Genomic DNA, 18019 nt, shown 5'->3' on the forward strand with positions numbered 1-18019 from the left:
CGATGGTCATTTACCCTTGGGGGCGGCCTTTCAGTTGGCCAGGCGCCGCAGGAAGGACGGGATTTCCAGATCGTCCTCGGCCGGGGCCTGGGGCTCCGGAGCGGGCTGGGCCGAGCTGGTCGGGCGCATCTGCGGAGCCGACTGCTGGACATAGTTCGGCTGAGGCCGCGCCGGCTTCTTGGAGCCGAACAGGCTCCAGCCGCTCTTGCGGTGGTCGCGCTCCTCATAGGCCGGCTCGGAATACTCGTCCTCGGCGGGAGCGACCTGGCCGCGGCCCATATAGAGGTCGCCTTGGTCCGCCTGGGCGGCGGCCGGACGGCGGCCACGGTCGGATTCGAACTCTTCCACCCACGGGTCGACGATCGGCTCAAGCGTGCGCTGTTCGGTGACGTGGATGACCGGTTCAGGCGCCGGGGTCGGGACGACCGGGGCGGCGACGGGCGCGGGGGTCTGGACTACGGCCGAAGCCGTCGGCTGAAAGCTGGGGACGACGGGGGCCGGCTCTGGCGCGCGATAGACCTCGGCGCGGGCGGGCTCGCGAACGGGCTCGCGGACCGGTTCGTGGCGAACCGGTTCGGCGCGGCTGGCGGCGTAGGGCGCGGCCGGACGGCGAGTGTCGGCGAAGGTCGGAGCGGCGGCGGGCTCGATGCGCGAGGCCGCGACCTCGTCCATGCCGGTGGCCACGACCGAGACGCGGATCTTGCCTTCCAGGGCCGGGTCGAAGGCGGCGCCGAAGATGATGTTGGCGTCGCCGTCCACCTCGGCCGAGATGGCGTTGGCGGCCTCGTCGACTTCCAGCAGGGTCATGTCCAGACCGCCGGTGATGTTGACCAGAACGGCCTTGGCGCCCTTCAGGCTGGTCTCGTCCAGCAGGGGGTTGGCGATGGCGTTCTGGGCGGCCAGCAGGGCGCGGTCGTCGCCGGTGGCCTCGCCCGTACCCATCATCGCCTTGCCCATTTCGGACATGACGGCGCGGACGTCGGCGAAGTCCAGGTTGATCAGGCCCGGCAGGATCATCAGGTCGGTGATCGAGCGGACGCCCGAGTGCAGGACCTGGTCGGCCATGCCGAAGGCGTCGGCGAAGGTGGTCCGCTCATTGGCGACGCGGAACAGGTTCTGGTTCGGGATGACGATCAGGGTGTCGACGTAGCGCTGCAGCTCGGCGATGCCCGCATCGGCCAGACGCATGCGGTGACGGCCTTCGAAGGTGAAGGGCTTGGTCACGACGCCAACGGTCAGGATGCCGCGGTCGCGCGCGCATTTGGCGATGATCGGGGCGGCGCCGGTGCCGGTGCCGCCGCCCATGCCGGCGGTGATGAAGATCATATGCGCACCGTCGAGGTGCGAATGAATTTCGTCGGCGCTCTCCTCGGCGGCGTTCATGCCGACTTCGGGGTGGGCGCCGGCGCCGAGACCCTGGGTGATGGTCTCGCCCAGCTGGATGCGGCGGTCGGTCTTGGCGAAGCTCAGGTGCTGGGCGTCGGTGTTCGCGACGACGAACTCCACGCCCTCAAGGCCGGCGTCGATCATGTTGTTGACCGCGTTGCCGCCCGCGCCGCCGACGCCGAACACGACGATCCGGGGCTTCAATTCCGTGGCCTGAGGCCGCACCAGCGAGAGAGTAGACATATTGTGTTTCCGACCTTCCGACCCTGCCCCCGAACATCTCCGCCGCGAAATCCCCGCCGATTCGCAGTGGTTAACGGGCCTGTTAAGGAAACACCCGTCACCGTTAAGGGAAGGTTACCGACTAGCGTGAGTCGGGTGGTCGTCGAACGATTTCGTTAACCTTGGCCGCAGACAGGCCGGGGATAATCGCCGTTTCTGACCTCCGCACGTCGGGGAACCCGCCGGTCCTTGCACCTGAAGCGCAAAAGAAAAAGGGCGGCTCTTGCGAGCCGCCCTTCGTCCTTGTCCGGAACCCCGGGTTTACCAGGGGTGGTAGTTCAGGCCGATGCTGAAGCGGCGGCCGTAGGGGTCGAACTGCGAGTACAGCGTCGAACCCAGCCACGGATCCTGCTCGGCGTCGAAGACGTTGGTCACCGTGGCGCGCAGGGTGACCTGGTCGTTCAGGTCGTAACGGACGTTCAGGTCGTTACGCATGAAGTTGCTGGTGCGCAGCCACTCCACCGGCTGGGAGTCCAGGTTACCCGAGGCGATGAAGTCGCGGTAGAAGCTGATGTTCTGCGCGGTCTGCCAGTCGGTCGTCCAGGTAACGGTCAGGGGCTCGATCGGCTGCCAGGCCAGACGCGAGGTCATGCGAACCCGCGGGTAGTACAGGGTGCTCGAGGCTTCGGTGAAGGCGCCGGTGTTGACGGCGTCGTTGAAGAACTTCTGCTCGATCAGCCAGGTGCCGCCCAGGCTGTAGTTGAACGTACCCCAGTCGTGACCGAACGCCTCGGAGGTGTCCAGCTTGTACTTGAAGGTGAAGTCCAGGCCGCGGGTGGTGCGCTTGGCGTAGTTGAACGAACCGATGATGAAGCCGCCGACCGCGCTGCTGCCCGGGGCGCCGACCTTGAACGGGTCGTAGATGTCGCCCGAGACCGGGTTGTTCCGGAAGATCGTGCTACAAGCCGCCGCGTTCAGGCTCGGACCGTCGACGCACTGGTTGGCCAGAACCTGGGCCGAAACCGAGGCGATGACGTCGGTGATCTCGATCTCATAGTAGTCGAGGACCAGCGAGGCGTTCGGGATGAAGCGCGGCTGCAGGACCGTCGAGAAGGTGAACGAGGTCGATTCTTCCGGCTTCAGGTTCGGGTTGCCGCCCGAGACGCCGGCGATACCGGCCGCGTAGGTCGGCAGGAAGTCGTCGGTCGGCGAGGCGGTGGTGCCGGCGAAGTCGTAGGTCAGGCCCTTGGCCGAGGCCAGAGCCGTACAGTTGGCGATGCGGTTGGCCCGCTCCGCGGCCGTACGGGCCGAGGACGTGATCTGACGGGTGTCGCAGGGGTCGACGAAGCCGTTGGCGAACGTCTGGGTGTAGGGCTGGAAGTTCTCACCCAGGTTCGGGGCGCGGAACGAGGTGTTGTAGCTGGTCTTGAAGGTGATGTCCGGGATCGGACGGTAGACCAGGTTCACGCCGTACACGTCGCCCGAGCCGGCGGTGGTGTAGTCGAACGAACGGTAGGAGCCGCTCAGTTCGGCGTATTCACCCAGGAAGCTGTCGCGGATCAGCGGCAGCGACAGCTCGGCGAAGAACTCGTCGCTCTCGTACTGGACCCCCGGCATGTCGGCGCCGGTGTTCAGCTGCAGATAGCGACCGCGCGTGTCGGTGTCGCGACCCACGGCCTCGGTGTACTCGCGGCGGTGTTCGGCGCCCAGGGCCAGGCCGATCGGACCGGCGCCCCAGAAGTCCCACAGCTGACCGGCGACGGAGAAGACGGCGTCTTCTTCTTCGTTGCGCTCATGCACGGTGACGGTGGCGTCGATGTAGTCCAGACCGGCTTGCGACTGGTTGCCGGCGCCGAAGACGTTCAGCGGCACGCAGCCCGCGACTTCCGGATCGGTCGCGGCGAAGGTGGCGCGGCTGTCCAGCGGATTGTAGTTGGCGATCGGCAGACCGCGCTTGGCCAGAAGCTTGACGCGGCAGACGATTTCGCCCGGACGGCCGTTCACTTCACCGGCGGTGTCGACGACCGAGTCAAGGGCGTGGGAGAGACGGATCTTGTCGAGCCCACGTTCCTTGTTGGAGTTCTCCATCTGGCCGTAGGTGTAGGACAGATCCCAGTCCAGGTTCTTCACGAACAGGACTTCGTCATACGAACCGTGCAGGGCGGCGACGTAGCGCTGGACCTGGCGGTTGTTTTCCTGGGTGCGGTCCGGACCGAAGGCCGAGTGACGCGCCCACTGGCGGTTGGTCTGGACGCCGGCGGCGCCCGGAGCGGTCAGGGTCGGGGTGGCGTAGGTGGTCACCATGTTGGTGACCATCGCATTGCGGATGATCGTCGGCAGGAAGGCGTTGTCCAGACGGGTGAAGTAGCTGTTGCCCGTCATGCCCTGGACGGTCGTGGCGCTGATGCCGCCGGCGCCCGTCGCCGAGTTCGTGCCGTTGATGTCGGCGATGTAGACGTCGAAGAAGGTCGGCTGGGTGACGATGAAGGAGTCTTCATCGACGTACTTGGCTTCCAGCTGCAGGCCGATATTGTCGGTGACCTTGAAGTTCAGGCCGGCCTGGAAGCGGTTCGATTCCGAACCGGGGGTGCGGCTGAAGCCCGAGAAGTCGGTGTTGTTGTTGTAGCCGTCGCCGCCGATGTTGAACGGACGGTTGATGCCGGTGTTGCCGACGCGGGTGCCCAGGTTGACCAGACGGGCGACGCCGTTGTCGTACCAGTAGGTCTTGGCCGGGTCGATCGAGTAGCAGTTCGCCGAGGTGAAGCTGGAGCAGGCCGCGACCGGCACGTCCGGGTCGTTCAGGGCGCTGGGCTGTTGCGAGTTGGCGATCGTGGTGACGCCCCAACGCGGACGGTTGACCGAGCGCAGGCCGTAGAAGAGGCCGGTGTCGAAGATGCCGTCGTCGACCGGGCCGTTGGCGGCCGCGGTCGGGTCGGCGTCGACGCCGACGAGCGCGCGGCCGTCACGCAGCCACGAGATGTCCGAACCCTTGATCTGGTCCAGCTTTTCGTACTCGGCGAACCCGTACAGGTTCAGGCGGTCGTCGAAGAAGTTCTGGCCGATCAGCAGCGAGGCGCGCTTCGACTGGTTGTGGCCGAGCTTGGTCAGCATGCCGAAGTTGGCGTCGAACTCGAGACCTTCGAAGTCCTTGCGCAGGACGTAGTTCAGCACGCCGGAGACGGCGTCGGCGCCGTAGACCGACGAGGCGCCGCCGGTGATGATTTCGACGTTCTGGATCAGCAGGCGCGGGATGGTGTCGACGTCGACAGCCAGGTTGCCGCCTTGCGAACCGACGTGGCGACGGCCGTCAACCAGGGTCAGGGTGCGGCCCGAGCCCAGCGAGCGCAGGTTGGCGAACGACAGACCGGCGATGCCCAGCGAGCCGGTGGTGTCCGAAGGCACCAGCGAGTTCGACAGGGCCGGGATGGTGGCCAGGTAGTCGATGGTCGAGGCCAGGCCGGTGTCCAGCAGGTCCTGACGGCTGACTTGTTGCAGCGGCGACGGCGAGTTGGTCGGGTCACGACGGATACGCGAACCCGTGACGATGACTTCTTCGACCTGGGCGGCCTGACCGTCGTCGGTCGTCGGCGTGGCGGTCTGCGCGAAGGCCGGAGCCGCAGCGGTGGCGGCCATGACGCCCGCGAGGATCGTCGTGCCGAAGAGGTACTTGCGCTTCAAAAGCATATTTGTTGGCCCCAACCAAAGGAAACAAGAGGTCGCCCGCCGAGGAGAGTCGGAAGGCGCGCTGTGGTCTGGCTTAGAGGAAAACGACGGTCTCGCAAGCATTGCGACCGCATTGGGGCCACTGTGCGGAGTTTCTGTTACAGCTGAGACACAGTCTTGCCACGAGAGTGCGACGTTATCACAACTGAAATCATTGAGCTTTTTCGAAATGTGGCCGTCGCTCTGTCACACTTGGGCGACGGATTGCGGCAAAACGCGACAGCCCTCCGTTCCGCGAACGTCGGGCTGGTCACAATCCCGCCGTGAAAAAGGCCGGCGAGAAATCAGGGTGAAATACGTCAGACGGGCGAGCCTCGGCCGAGCGCCCCTCGGCCCGGCAAGGCTTCAGAGATTCTCGCGCAGCCAGCCCGCGGCCCGGGCGACGATATTGCCGCGGTGAACCTTGGGGGCGTCGGCGGCGGTGATCTGGCGCGACATCAGCTTGCGGGCCGAAACCGCCTCGCGCGGACCATAGGCGGCGCGCAGCAGGACGCCCGCCGAGGAGCAGAAGGCCGGCCCAGAGGCGGCGTCGGCCAGGTGGGGCGCGCGCTGGGGACGCCCCAGACGCACCGGGCGGTCGAACACCCGGATGGCCAGTTCGCGCACGCCGTTCAGCTGGCTGGCGCCGCCGGTCAGGACGATGCTGGCCCCGGGATCGAGGGCCACGCCGGCGTTGCGCAGCCGGTCGCGCAGCAGCTCCAGCGTTTCCTCCACGCGCGGGGCGATGACGGTCTTCAGCATGGCGCGGGGCACGATAACGGGGCCGGCGGCCGGATCCTCGCCGCGCGGCGGGGCCTCCAGCATCTCGCGGTCCTCATTGGCCGAGGCCATGGCCGAGCCGTGCAGGGTCTTCAGCCGCTCGGCCCCGGCCTTGGAGGTCGACAGGCCGCGCGCGATGTCAGCGGTGACATGATCGCCGCCGACGTTGATCGATTCGATGTGCAGCAGCGACCGGCCGCTCCAGACGGCGGCGCTGGTCGAGCCGCCGCCCATGTCGATGCAGACGCAGCCCAGGTCCATCTCGTCCTCCTCGAGGGCGGCGAGGGACGACACGACCGGGGCGGCGGCGACGCCCTGCAGGTCGAGGTGGGCCAGCTCCAGACAGTGGCTCAGCGAGGCGAAGGCGCTCTCGGCCATGGAGACGACCAGCAGGTCGAGCCCCAGCGAGCCGCCGCGCATCGAGCGCGGATCGTGGACACCGCGCGCCCCGTCCACCGACCAGGCGATCGGCAGGACGTGGATCGGGCGGCGGTTGGGCAGGCGAATCTGGGCCAGGGCCATGCCGATGGCGCGCGCCAGGTCGGCGTCGCCGATCGGATGCGAGCCGACCGAGACCCGGGCCTGGACCCGATGGCTGGCCATCTGGCCGATGGCGGTGGAGACGATGACGCCGGACACGGGGGCGCCCGCCGCCCGCTCGGCGCGCTCGACCGCATGGCCAATGGCCTGGGCGGCTTCGTCCATATTGATGATGGAGCCGCCCTTGACGCCCTTGGACTGGACATGGCTGGCGCCCGCGACGCGGATGGTGCGGTCGGCATGGCGCACGCCGTCGGGCTTCATGATGAAGCAGGCGACCTTGGACTGGCCCAGGTCCAGCGCGGCGACGACCGGCGCGCGGTTGACCTTGCCGGCGTCGGCTACGGCGTCGTTCTTGCGTCCGCTCATGGTCCCTGCCCTGCCCTTAAATCAAACGTCGTCTTCGGCCGAAGCCGGGGTCTGGACGGCGGCGACCGCACGTCCCGGGCGCACCGCGACCGAGTCCTCGGCGCGCAGATCGACGCGCGAGAAGCCGAGGTCCAGCAGCCGCTCGCGCTGGTCCAGCGAGTCCAGGCGGATCAGGGCCGAATCCAGCCCCATGGCCGGAAGCATGATGATGCTGCCGTCCTTGAGCCTCAGGTCCCAACGGCGCTCGTCCACGCGAACCAGGGCGTCGATGCGGCCCATCAGGCGCGGGCGCTGGGCCAGCAGGGGCAGCAGCTCGGCGGCGGCGACGTCTGCGCCCTTGCCCACCACCAGCGGCAGGGCCGGATAGCGGCCGGCGTCGGCCCCCGGAATGGTCTTGCCGTGGCTGTCGATGACGTAGTTCTGCCCGCCGGTCTGCCAGACGGCCAGACGGTCGTGCTCCTTGACCTCGACGATCAGGGTGTCGGGCAACAGACGGACGACGCGCGCCTCCTCGACCCAGCCCACGCCCTGCACCCGGTCGCGCATGGCGGCCAGGTCCAGGCTGGTGATCGGCTGGCCGGCGTGTACGTCAAGCGCCGCGCGGATGGCGGGGGTGGCCTCGGCCGAGGCGCCGGTGATGTGGACGCGGCGCAGCGACAGACCCATGCCGGTCGTCAGGCTGTCCATGCCGCGGCCCATGGAGGCGCCGATGCGCTCGGCGCGCGCCCCCGTGGCCAGCACCGCGCCCAGGACGCAGACGCCGGCGACGATGGAGATGACGACAGCGCGGGGCGACAGATCCAGCTTGCCGACGGCGGCGAACTTGCCGGCGACGACGGGAGCGTTACGGGCCCCGCGCTGACCGCCCTTCTTCGCAGAAGGAGACGCGCCGCGCTTCGGAGCCGAATTCGAAATCTGTCGCCGGCCGCCGCGAACTACCGCGGGCATGAGGCGTCCTCCACGATCCACCGGACAAGGTCTTGATAGGACATCCCGACGTAGGCGGCCTGCTCCGGAACCAGAGAGGTCGGCGTCATGCCGGGCTGCGTATTGACCTCCAGAAAGACCAATTCGTCCTTAACATCGTCATAACGGAAGTCGGATCGCGAAACCCCCTGGCAACCCATGGCGGCGTGGGCCAGCTCCGCCTGACGCAGGGCCTTCTCGAATACGTGCGGCGGCAAAACCGCAGGCAATTCATGGGTGGAGCCGCCCGGGGCGTATTTGGCTTCGTAGTCGTAGAAGCCTTTGGTCGGGGTGATGTCGGTCACGGTCAGGGCGCGCGGGCCCGACTTTTCCCCAACAACCGCGACGCAGAGTTCCTTGCCGGGAATGTAGGGCTCGACCATCACCGTCTCGCCATAGGTCCAGCTGTCCTCGCCGACCTCGGCGACCGGACGGTTGGCGCCTTCGCGCACCAGGAAGACCCCGACCGAAGAGCCCTCGGCGTTCGGCTTGATCACATAGGGCGGCGGAATGACGTGCTCGCGCGCCACCTGATGCCGGTCATACAGGCCGCCGCCGGGCACGGCGACGCCCGCGGCCCTGAGCACGGCCTTGGACTTGTTCTTGTCCATCGCCAGGGCCGAGGCCAGAACGCCGGAGTGGGTATAGGGAATGCCCAGCGTCTCCAGCACGCCCTGGACGCAGCCGTCCTCGCCCCAGGCGCCGTGCAGGGCGTTGAAGACGACGTCGGGCTTGAGCGCGGTCAGGACGGCGGCCAGATCGCGGCCCGCGTCCACGCGGCTGACCTTGGCCACCTGCCCTTCCAGGGCGTCGGCGCAACCCTTGCCCGAGACCAGCGACACCTCGCGCTCGGCCGACAGCCCGCCCAGGAGGACGGCGACGTGCAATTCGGAAAAGGGTTTGGACGACGACATGGAGCGCTCCGGGAGGTCTGACCTCAATGACCGAAACGTCCTTAACACCTCGTCAATGAAGACGACGCGAAGGGGGCCATCGCACGAAAGATCGACGCCGGAGCTGTGGGTGACCCCGGAGGTTGTCACCCACATCCATCCTCCCCGACCTATCGGCGGGCGGGTTCCGACGCAGCGGGAGCGGGCGCAGCGGGGGCAGACGCCGCCACCGGGCCGGCTCCGGCCTCGACGACCGCTGAAGCCTCGGGCGCCGTCGGCGCGACAGCCGCTTCCCTCAGCCTGGCCGGCCCGGCCGTCGACACAGGGTGCGACCCGTAGAGATAGGTGCCCTCGCACAGGACCGGACCGGCCGGGCTCCAGACGGCGGGCGTCGGCGACAGGGCCGCATAGGCGGCGGGCAGGGTTTCCGCCTCCAGCCGGGTCTGCGGCGCGGCGGCGGCGGTCTTCAGGTCGAACCGGCCGGCGAACACCGTCTCTCCGGCCTTGAGATCGAAGGCCGGGGCCGCGCGGCACAGGCTCAGGCTGAACAGGCCCTCGCTCACCGACGCCAGACGCCAGCGGCCGGGCGGCACGGCGAAGGCCGCCGTGGTGGTGCGCTCGGGCGCGCCGCGAACGGCCGCGCGGCCCGACAGGACGACCGAGAACCGATCCGGCTGCTGGTCGGCGACCCAGGCTGGCGTCTCCGGGTTTTCGCCCGCCCGCACGAAGGTCAGGGCGCGGTTGGCGTGCTCGGCCAGGCCGTCGACGCGCACGATCACCAGTCCGGAACCCTCCGGCGCGCTCAGGGCGGTTTCGGCCAGGGCGCGCGGCGGCCGCGCCGTGCGCGCCTGACGCGGCAGGCGCACGCGCGGCGCCGGCTCGGCCTTCTCGACCGGCGGCAGGGCCTGAACGCTCAGCGAAACCACATCCATATCGCCCGCCCAGCCGAACATCACCGGCTGCTGCGAGGCCAGTTCATCACCGAAGACCCGAACCTGTTCGTCTTCCGGCGCCGCCGCTCCGACCTTCAGGGCCAGGGCCTCATGCAGGGCGGGTTGCTCCAGTTCGTCGAGAGCGGCGCCCGCGACCGGCTCGATCCGTCGCACGGTCCAGCCGTCGACGACCATGCAGTTCTCGATGTTCGCCATGACCGCGCGGGTGTTGCGCTGGGCCTGGACATAGCCGCTGATCGCCCCGACCACGAGCGCGCCCAGAAGACCCCCCGCGGCCCCCGCCGCCGCCGCGCCGCTGTCGGCGGGCTGGGCCATCCGCCCCGCCGCCTTGCCGCAATCCCGCAGCGCCGCGTCGTGCTGGTCGATCGTCGCCCCCGCACGGTGGAAATAGGTATGGCCCGCGCTGGAGCCGGTCAGGCTGAACGGCTTGACCGCGGCGTCTTCGGCGCTGGCGGACACAGGACTGATCACGACCGCGGCCAGGGCCGCAGCGCAGATGATGGACTTCATGATTATTCCCCCCGGATTGGCCTACACGGCTAGCGGGAGATATCGCGATCCGCAATCGCGACTTTGTGACGCTGGCCTAGCCGGCGCGGCCGATCCGCTTGATCTCCCAGTCCAGCTGAACGCCGGTCTTTTCCAGAACGTCGGCGCGCACGGCCTCGCCCAGACCCTCGATGTCGGCGGCGGTCGCCGCGCCGGGATTGATCATGAAGTTGGAGTGCAGGTCCGAGAACATGGCCCCTCCCCCCGTCACCGCATGCAGCTTGCCGCGCCAGCCCGCCTCGTCGACCAGCTTCCACGACGAATGGCCGGGCGGGTTCTTGAAGGTCGAGCCGCCGGTCTTCTCGCGGATCGGCTGGGTGGTCTCGCGGCGCGAGGTGATCTCGGCGATCCGGGCCGAGACGGCCTCGGGCGCGTCGGGCGTGCCGCGATAGACGGCTTCGATCCAGATGATCTCGGCGGGCGCCTCGGAGTGGCGGTAGGTGTAGCCGAAGTCGGCCAGCGCATAGTCGACCCGCTCCCCGGCCCGCGTCAGGCCCCAGGCGGAAACGAGGATGTCCTTGGTCTCCGAGCCGTAGCAGCCCGCGTTCATGGTCAGGGCGCCGCCGATGGTCCCGGGGATCCCCGCATAGAACTCCAGCCCGGCCAGTCCGGCCTTGGCCGAGGCCTTGGCGACCATGGCGTCCAGCGCCCCGGCCCCGGCGGTGATGGTCTCGCTCTCGGTCGTGACGCCGGCGAACGGACGGCCCGCCAGACGGATGACCACCCCCTCGACCCCGCCGTCGCGCACGATGACGTTGGAGCCCACGCCCAGCACCATCACCGGCACGGAGGCGTCGAGGCCCTTCAGAAAGTCGGCCAGATCGTCGGCGTCCGCCGGAATGAACAGCACCTCCGCCGCCCCGCCCACCCGGAACCAGGTGAAGGGCCCCAGCGGCTCGTCGCGCAGCAGCTTGCCGCGCACGGAAGGAAGGGTGTCTCGCCAGTCGCTCATCGGCCTGCGATGCCCGCTCGGGGCCATCAAGGCAAGAGGGGGCAAGGCAAGAGGGGGCAAGGCAAGAGGTCAGGCGCCCGGCTGATCATCCGCCGGATAGGGGAACCACAGCTGGTTGCCGTCCGGATCGGTGACGATCATCAGCGGATAGCCCCAGCGGCCGTCCCTGACCTCCACCCCGCGCCGCTCGAACTCGGCCCGCGTCGCGGACAGCAGGTCCAGATCGAGAGAGATGAAGAGCAGCCCGCCGCCGACTTTGTCGGGCCATTGCGACGACAGGATCAGCTCGCACTCCTGCCGGCTGACCTGAACGATCAACCGCTCACCGCCCTCGTCGTAGCGCCAGTCCTCGCGAAACCCGAGCTGCCCCCGATAGAAGGCCACCGACCGTTCGATGTCCGTGACGAACAGGACGGGGCGGGAGTACCAGTCGGTCACCCTACCCCAGCGCTTCCAGCTGCGCCGGCAGGGCGTAGGCCCAGCTGGTGATGTCGCCGGCGCCCAGCAGGACGACCACGTCCCCGGCCGAGGTGGCCTCGGCGACGATGCGCGGCAGGGCGGTGACGCTGTCCAGAGCCGAGACCTGGCGGTGGCCATAGCGGCGCACGCCGTCGACCAGGGCGTTCTTGTCCACGCCCTCGATCGGGGCCTCGCCCGCCGGATAGACGTCGGCGATCAGGACGGTGTCGGCGTCGGAGAAGCTGGTCGAGAACTCCTCCATCAGGTCGCGCAGACGCGTGTAGCGATGCGGCTGCATGACGGCGACGACCTTGCCTTCGGTGACCTGACGCGCGGCCTTCAGGACGGCGGCGATCTCGACCGGGTGGTGGCCATAGTCGTCGACGATGCGCACGCCCTTGACCACGCCCGTGGTGGTGAAGCGGCGCTTGACCCCGCCGAAGCCGGCCAGACCCGCCTTGATCGCCTCGTCCGAGACGTCCAGCTCGCGCGCCACGGCGATGGCGGCCAGGGCGTTGGAGACATTGTGCCAGCCGGCCATGGGCAGGTGCAGACCCTCGATCCGCACCGGCTCGTCCAGCGCGGCCATGCCCTGCCCCTGGATCACCACGTCGAAGCGGCAGCCGTCGGGACCCATCTTGCAGTTCTCGGCCCGCACCATGGCCTGCGGGTTCAGCCCGTAAGTGACCAGACGCCGGTTATCGATCGAGGCGACCAGCCGCTGCACTTCCGGGTGGTCGAGGCAGACGGCGGCGAAACCGTAGAAGGGAATGTTCTCGACGAAGTCCACGAACGCCTTCCGCACCGCGTCGAAGTCGCCGTAGTGGTCGAGGTGCTCGGGATCGATATTGGTGACGATGGCCACGGTCGACTTCAGGCGCAGGAAGCTGCCGTCCGACTCATCCGCCTCGACCACGATCCAGTCGCCGTCGCCGACCTTGGCGTTGGTGCCATAGGCGTTGATGATCCCGCCGTTCACGACTGTCGGATCGAAGCCCGCCGCGTCCAGCAGGGCCGCGACCATCGAGGTCGTCGTCGTCTTGCCGTGGGTGCCGCCGACCGCGATCGAGAACTGCAGCCGCATCAGCTCGGCCAGCATCTCGGCCCGGCGCACCAGCGGGATACGGCGCTCGCGGGCCGTCATCATCTCGGGGTTGGAGGCCTTGACCGCCGTCGAATAGACCACGGCCGAGACGCCCTCGCTCACATGGGCGGCGTCATGGCCGATGAAGATCTTCGCGCCCAGCTTCTCCAGCCGCTCGGTATTGGCGCTGGCCTTGGCGTCCGAGCCCTGAACCGAATAGCCGATCTTCAGCATGATCTCGGCGATGCCGCTCATACCGATGCCGCCGATACCGACGAAGTGGACGGGACCGAGGTCGAACGGGACGGGGCGAAGGCGAGCGATCATCCCAGCGGATTAGCAAGGGTCGGATCGGAATGCGAGACGCCTGTTCAGACCGTTGGTCCGCGCCGTCATTCGCCGGGCGAGACAGCTCCGGCGGCGGGCCAGGCGCTGTCGCCGACGCGGGTCAGATGCATCTCAATTATCTTGAACGGCGGCCGGCCCTCCATGACGAAGTCGCCGACCTCATGCCAGGTCCCGTTCTCCAGCGTCGTTACATAGCGGATCTCTCCGCCCGGCACGGTCATCGACCAGCGGAAGCCGCTGGCGTCGCCCTCGAACGGCACATCGACGATCCCGCCCTGGGCGTAAGACCGCATCGTGTAGGCCTTCTTCTCATCGTCCCAGCTCAGGATGGCGAAGGCGTTGAAGGCGGTCGTGCCGTCGGGATTGTAGGAATGCCCCTCGATCACCCGCACCGATCCGCCCAGCACCGTGCCGATCCGTTCGGTATGCCGCAGCGTCTGGGTCCCCGCCCGCGTCGTCATCACCGCGGTTCCGCGCCATTCCCCGTCCAGCCAGGACACCTTCTCCATCGCCGCACGCTGTTCGGGCGTGCCCGCAGGCAGGTTCTGCTGGGCCGAGGCGACGGTGGGCGCCGCAACAGCGAGGCCCACGGCGAAGATCAGACTGGAGACAATCAGACTGGCGACGAGTTTCATGGCGCTTCCCCTCCAAGTTCACTTTGCATCATAAAGTGAAAACGCCGTTCGTCCATGCGGCATTTTGGTGCGCTACCGCCGTCGACGCGGTCGCCGGCTGCTTGAGCGCGGGTTGGGCGCGGATCGCGCTCAAGCAGCGAGCCGCCGCGCGGCGCGCGCTGGCGCAACAAAAAACCCGCCGGAGCGAGCTCCAGCGGGCTGATCGTTTGGCTCTGAAAGCCCGACCCTAGTGGGCCACGTTCTTCCAGATGCGGCGGTAGCTGACGTAGGTCACGCCGGCGAACAGGGCCAGGAAGGCCAGCACGCCCAGCCCCGCCTGCTTGCGCTCGACCGCGTGGGGCTCGGAGGCCCAGGCGATATAGGCGGCGACGTCCTTGGCCATCTGGTCCTTGGTGGCGCGGGTGCCGTCGTCGTAGGTCACCAGACCGTCCTGGGCCAGCGGCGGCGGCATGGCGATGAAGCCGCCCGGAGGGGTCGGGGCGCCTTCCGGCATGAAGGGCTTCAGGTCGCCCGACATATAGGCGTTGTAGTGCTGGGTGTTGGTCATCTTCAGACCCGCTGGCGGCGTGTGATAGCCGGTCAGGATCGAATAGATGTAATTGGCGCCGCCGTGACGGGCCTTGGCCATCACCGACAGGTCGGGCGGGGCCGCCCCGCCGTTGGCCGCCGCGGCCGCCGTGTGGTTCGGATAGGGCGCCGGGAAGGCGTCGGCGGCGATGCCGGGACGCTGGATCGGCTCGCCCGTCTCATTGTCGATGTCCGCGACCTGGACCTCGGCCGCCAGCGCCTTGACGTAGCGGTTCTCGGCCGGGTTGGCGGCGTGCGGGTCGTAGAAGGGCCCGCCCTTCTCGCCCAGGGTGCGGAAATGCATCAGGCTCATCGAGTGGCAGGCCGAGCAGACCTCCCGATAGACCTTGTAGCCGCGCTGCAGCTGGCCCTGGTCGAAGGTGCCGAACGGACCCTCGAAGCTGAAGCCGCCGTCGCGCAGGTGGTGACCGCCCTCGGCCGAGGCCGGTGCCGCAGCCATCGTCAGGCCGGCGAAGGCCGCGACGACGGCGAGGCCCTTGCGAAGGGAGATGTTACGGATGGAAATCGTCATCGCGATCAGCCCTTCTTCTCGGCCTGGGCCGGAGCCGCAGGGGTCATGGCGTCCGAACCGCCCAGCACGGGCTCGGAGATGGAGGCCGGGATCGGCAGCGGCGTCTCCTTCAGTCCCACCAGCGGCAGGATGATGAAGAAGAAGGCGAAGTAGTAGGCCGTCAGCAGACGCGTGAACCACAGATAGGTGTTCAGGTCGCCGTCGATGAAGGTCACCGTCGTCAGGTTCGGGATGACGTGGGCGTCAGGCAGCTGACCCCCGCACCAGCCCAGCAGCAGGCCGACGACGCAGAACACCAGGAAGAAGACCTTCATGGTCGGGCGATAGCGCATCGAGCGCACCTTGGACGTATCCAGCCAGGGCAGGATGAACAGCACGCCGATGGCGCCGAACATCGCCACCACGCCGCCGAACTTGTCCGGGATGGCGCGCAGGATCGCGTAGAAGGGCAGCATGTACCACTCGGGCACGATGTGCGCCGGGGTCTGAAGCGGGTTGGCCGGGATGTAGTTGTCGGCGTGGCCCAGGGCGTCCGGCATGAAGAAGACGAACAGCGAGAACAGCATCAGGAACAGGATCAGGGCGAAGCCGTCCTTGACCGTGTAGTAGGGATGGAAGGGCACCATGTCCTTCTTCTCGCGATCCTTGGGGATCAGGATGCCGACCGGGTTGTTCTGGCCCGAGGTGTGCAGCGCCCACAGGTGCAGCACCACCACGCCGAAGATCACGAACGGCAGCAGATAGTGCAGCGAGAAGAAGCGGTTCAGCGTGGCGTTGTCGATGCCCGGACCGCCGCGCAGCCAGATCAGGATCGGCTCGCCGATCAGCGGGATGGCCCCGATCAGGTTGGTGATGACCTCGGCGCCCCAGTAGGACATCTGGCCCCACGGCAGGACGTAGCCCAGGAAGGCCGTGGCGATCATCAGGAAGAAGATCACGCAGCCCAGGATCCAGATCATCTCCCGCGGCGCCTTGTACGATCCGTAATACAGACCGCGCAGCATGTGGATGTAGACCGCCATGAAGAACATCGACGCGCCGTTGGCGTGGACGAAGCGGATCAGCCAGCCGCCGTTGACGTCGCGCATGATGCGTTCGACCGAGGCGAAGGCCAGGGCGGTGTTGGGGGTGTAGTGCATGGCCAGGACGATGCCGGTGATGATCTGGATCATCAGGCAGACCGTCAGGATGCCGCCGAAGGTGTACCAGTAGTTCAGGTTCTTCGGGGTGGGCAGCGACAGATAGTCGGCGCCGAAGCGGACGATCGGCAGGCGGGCGTCAAGCCACTTCTCGATGCCGGTCTTGGGGACGTAGGTGGATTCGTGATCGCTCATGGTCTGGTCTGGCCTCAACCGATCTTGATGCGGGTGTCGGACAGGAAGGCGTAGTCCGGAACCACCAGGTTCTTCGGCGCCGGTCCCTTACGAATGCGGCCCGAGGTGTCGTAGACCGAGCCGTGGCACGGGCAGAACCAGCCGCCGTACTCGCCCGAGCCGAAGGTCGGGATACAGCCCAGGTGGGTGCACGAGCCGATGACCACCAGATATTTCGAATGGCCGGGCTTCACGCGGGCGCTGTCCTCTTCCGGATCCTTCAGGGACCCGACCGGATGGGCGGCCTCGTTGATTTCCTTGGCGGTGCGATAGCGCACGAAGACGGGCTTGCCCTGCCAGGTGATGACGACCTGCTGGCCTTCCTGGACCTTGGACACGTCGAACTCGATGGTCGAAAGCGCCAGCGTGTCCGCCGCCGGGTTCATCTGGTTGATCAGCGGCCAGGCCACCATCGCCCCCGCGCCGACGGCCATGGCCCCGGCTGCGATATGGATGAAGTCACGGCGGGTGGCGTCAGACTCGACGCCCTCTGTAACGACCGGTTCGGCCACGTTTCACCCTCTTATTGGCCGTCATACCGGTCGCCCGAAAGGGAAGCCGTTCCGTCGGCAGAATGTCATTCACGTGGTCACGCGGCTTCGTCCGGCCCTGTCCCGCGGTCGATCCCCGCAAGTCGCTGATGCTTCTTGCGAAACAGTCGCAATTTGGACCGCGACAAGCCCCCAGGCCACGCGTATTAGGGGCTTAGAATGCGTCTCGCCCTTTTTCAACCAGACATCCCGCAGAATGTCGGCGCCTGCATCCGGCTCGCCGCCTGTTTCGGCGTCGAACTGCATGTGATCGAGCCCGTCGGCTTCCAGTTTGACGACCGCGCCATGAAGCGCGCCGCCCTCGATTACGGCCCTCTGGGCCATATGATACGGCATTCCGACTGGGACGCCTTCCAGCGCGACCGCGCCCCGGGCCGGCTCGTGCTCTTCACCACCAGGGGCGCGACCAGTCTGTCGAACTTCGTTTTCGAACCCGACGACGTGTTGCTGTTCGGTCGCGAGACCGTCGGCTCCCCCGACTATGTCCACGCCGCCGCCGACGCCCGCGTCTTCATCCCGATTCGCAAGGAGACCCGCTCGCTGAACCTGGCGATCAGCGCGGGGATCGGGATCTGGGCGGGGTTGGGCCAGGCGCGGTAGCCTGGACCTCGCCGTCTTCGACGCCTTCCGCCGGCCGGACGTCGAGCAGGACCAGACACACGTCCACCACGCCCCCGCGGTACATGCCGGGGATCAGCGGGTCCATCGGTATCCTCTGCGTGTCGAATTCCTCGATCGCCACGCCCAGATGGTTGCCCTTCCAGCGCATCTCTCCTGTCAGGACGCCGGCCTCATGCGCGAAGACCGGCCGGATCTCCCCCCGGACCAGACGCTTCAACCGCTCCCAGTCGAACGCCTCGCCACTCACCGGCGCCAGCACATGCAGCTCCCGGGGCTGCTCGCCCTGACGCCAAAGCCGAAACACCAGCACCCGCCACCCCTCGCCCCACCCGCCCCGGGGCATCGCGCCATAGCGCAGCCGCCGCCCGAGCCGGGTCAGTCGCATTTGGGTCCTGAAATAGAGGGTCCCGAGCCGCCAGGGATCGCGCGTCGCCAGAAACCTCTCGAACCTGGACACGGGTCACCTCCGACAGCCACGGGAGATCAGATGGAGGCGTCGCCGTGGGAGGCAAGCGGGGGTCAGGTTTCGTCAGCGGG

At 67.8% G+C, this 18019-nt stretch carries 15 protein-coding genes; 1 reads left to right on the forward strand and 14 read right to left on the reverse strand.

What is annotated here, in order from left to right:
* Positions 1–30: 30 nt before the first annotated feature.
* The 13 genes from ftsZ to petA all read right to left on the reverse strand — a co-directional run bounded on the left by ftsZ (position 31) and on the right by petA (position 16822).
* On the reverse strand, positions 31–1629 hold the full coding sequence (ftsZ, locus tag ACW172_RS01950) for a cell division protein FtsZ (RefSeq protein ID WP_492033517.1): 1599 nt from the start codon (positions 1627–1629) through the stop codon (positions 31–33).
* Positions 1630–1929: 300 nt separating this feature from the next.
* Positions 1930–5292, reverse strand: coding sequence for a TonB-dependent receptor domain-containing protein (locus ACW172_RS01955; protein ID WP_492033518.1), 3363 nt, complete (start codon positions 5290–5292; stop codon positions 1930–1932).
* A gap of 384 nt (positions 5293–5676) precedes the next feature.
* A complete protein-coding gene (gene ftsA, locus ACW172_RS01960) occupies positions 5677–6999 on the reverse strand; it encodes a cell division protein FtsA (protein ID WP_492033519.1) in 1323 nt (440 codons plus the stop codon).
* Positions 7000–7020: 21 nt separating this feature from the next.
* The gene (locus ACW172_RS01965) at positions 7021–7947 is read right to left on the reverse strand and encodes a cell division protein FtsQ/DivIB (RefSeq protein WP_492033520.1); all 927 of its coding nucleotides are present in this window, start codon (positions 7945–7947) and stop codon (positions 7021–7023) included.
* Positions 7935–8879, reverse strand: a complete 945-nt coding sequence (locus tag ACW172_RS01970) for a D-alanine--D-alanine ligase (protein WP_492033521.1) — start codon at positions 8877–8879, stop codon at positions 7935–7937. The genes ACW172_RS01965 and ACW172_RS01970 overlap by 13 nt, the downstream gene beginning before the upstream one ends.
* Before the next feature lie 149 nt (positions 8880–9028).
* The gene (locus tag ACW172_RS01975) at positions 9029–10321 is read right to left on the reverse strand and encodes a hypothetical protein (protein WP_492033522.1); all 1293 of its coding nucleotides are present in this window, start codon (positions 10319–10321) and stop codon (positions 9029–9031) included.
* Between the two features lie 76 nt (positions 10322–10397).
* Positions 10398–11312 (reverse strand): UDP-N-acetylmuramate dehydrogenase, encoded by a 915-nt coding sequence (gene murB / locus ACW172_RS01980; RefSeq protein WP_492033523.1) that lies wholly within the window; start codon positions 11310–11312, stop codon positions 10398–10400.
* 69 nt (positions 11313–11381) lie between these two features.
* On the reverse strand, positions 11382–11750 hold the full coding sequence (locus ACW172_RS01985; RefSeq protein WP_492033524.1) for a VOC family protein: 369 nt from the start codon (positions 11748–11750) through the stop codon (positions 11382–11384).
* A 1-nt stretch (position 11751) separates the two neighbouring features.
* Complete coding sequence (gene murC / locus ACW172_RS01990; RefSeq protein WP_492033525.1) at positions 11752–13182, reverse strand: UDP-N-acetylmuramate--L-alanine ligase; 1431 nt, start codon at positions 13180–13182, stop codon at positions 11752–11754.
* A 65-nt stretch (positions 13183–13247) separates the two neighbouring features.
* Positions 13248–13838, reverse strand: coding sequence for a DUF1579 domain-containing protein (locus ACW172_RS01995; RefSeq protein ID WP_492033526.1), 591 nt, complete (start codon positions 13836–13838; stop codon positions 13248–13250).
* Positions 13839–14064: 226 nt separating this feature from the next.
* Complete coding sequence (locus ACW172_RS02000; RefSeq protein WP_492033527.1) at positions 14065–14937, reverse strand: cytochrome c1; 873 nt, start codon at positions 14935–14937, stop codon at positions 14065–14067.
* Between the two features lie 5 nt (positions 14938–14942).
* Positions 14943–16271, reverse strand: coding sequence for a cytochrome b (locus ACW172_RS02005; RefSeq protein WP_492033528.1), 1329 nt, complete (start codon positions 16269–16271; stop codon positions 14943–14945).
* 14 nt (positions 16272–16285) lie between these two features.
* Positions 16286–16822, reverse strand: a complete 537-nt coding sequence (gene petA, locus ACW172_RS02010) for a ubiquinol-cytochrome c reductase iron-sulfur subunit (protein ID WP_492033529.1) — start codon at positions 16820–16822, stop codon at positions 16286–16288.
* 198 nt (positions 16823–17020) lie between these two features.
* Here petA and ACW172_RS02015 point away from each other — a divergent pair, with 198 nt between their 5' ends.
* Complete coding sequence (locus ACW172_RS02015) at positions 17021–17461, forward strand: tRNA (cytidine(34)-2'-O)-methyltransferase (RefSeq protein WP_492033530.1); 441 nt, start codon at positions 17021–17023, stop codon at positions 17459–17461.
* Here ACW172_RS02015 and ACW172_RS02020 read toward each other — a convergent pair.
* Complete coding sequence (locus ACW172_RS02020; RefSeq protein WP_492033531.1) at positions 17415–17939, reverse strand: hypothetical protein; 525 nt, start codon at positions 17937–17939, stop codon at positions 17415–17417. The two genes, ACW172_RS02015 and ACW172_RS02020, sit on opposite strands and share 47 nt — an antisense overlap.
* Positions 17940–18019 lie beyond the last annotated feature (80 nt).

The sequence above is a fragment of the Brevundimonas sp. ALps5 genome (genome assembly GCF_058681645.1).